Annotated in this window: 2 protein-coding genes; both read right to left on the reverse strand. The window is 72.7% G+C overall.

Translation table 11 applies throughout. The annotated features are described in order from the left end of the window. On the reverse strand, window positions 1-715 hold a 715-nt coding region (locus D471_RS0126045; protein WP_017601332.1), incomplete at its 3' end, for an ABC transporter ATP-binding protein. Beyond that, window positions 712-906: iron chelate uptake ABC transporter family permease subunit (locus D471_RS0126050; RefSeq protein ID WP_026128087.1), on the reverse strand; the 195-nt coding region annotated here is incomplete at its 5' end. The genes D471_RS0126045 and D471_RS0126050, both read right to left, overlap by 4 nt.

Consider the following 906-nt stretch of genomic DNA (forward strand, 5'->3'; position numbering starts at 1 on the left):
CCGAGCCGTCGCGCATCGCGATGATCGTGTCGGCGTAGCGGGCGGCCAGGTTGAGGTCGTGCAGCACCATGACGATCGTCCGCCCGCCCTGCTGGTGCAGGTCTCGGACCAGGTCCAGGACGTCGACCTGGTGCACGAGGTCCAGGAAGGTGGTGGGCTCGTCCAGCAGCAGCAGGTCGGTGCCCTGGGCCAGCACCATCGAGATCCACGCCCGCTGCCGCTGACCGCCGGACAACTCGTCCAGGGGTGTGTCGGCCAACTCCAGCAGACCCGTCTGGGCGAGCGCGTCGGCCACGGCGGTGTGGTCGTCCCCCGACCACTGGCGGTACCAGCGCTGCGCGGGGTGGCGGCCGCGGGCGACGAGGTCGGCCACGGTGAGCCCCTCGGGGGCGTTCGGCTGCTGGGGCAGGATGCCCAGTACCCGGGCGACCTCCCGGGTGGGGGCGCGGTGGATGTCGCGCCCGTCCAGTTCGACCACGCCCGAGCGTGGGCGCATGAGTCGTCCCAGGGCGCGCAGCATCGTGGACTTGCCGCAGCCGTTGGGGCCGATGACGCAGGTGATGGTGCCCTCGACGATGTCGGCGTCCAGGCCGTCGACGATGGTGCGGTCGTCGTAGGCGAGGGTGAGTCCGCGGGCGGTCAGCCGGGGGCGGGCGCCGGCGGGGGAGGCGGCCGGTGCGTCGACGTGTGCGGTGTTGCCGTGTGTCGTGGTCAAGCCTGGGCCTTTCGGTTTCCACGGACGAGGAGGTAGATGAGGTAGAGGGCGCCCAGGCTGCCGGTGACCACGCCCACGGGGAGCTGGATGGTCTCGAACAGGTTCCGGGCGATGAGGTCTGCCCCGCAGACGAGTCCGGCCCCGACCAGGGCGGACAGCAGGACCGGCGGGCGGGGGGCGCGGGCCAGCCG

This window comes from Nocardiopsis lucentensis DSM 44048, from assembly GCF_000341125.1.
Taxonomy (GTDB): Bacteria; Actinomycetota; Actinomycetes; order Streptosporangiales; family Streptosporangiaceae; genus Nocardiopsis; species Nocardiopsis lucentensis.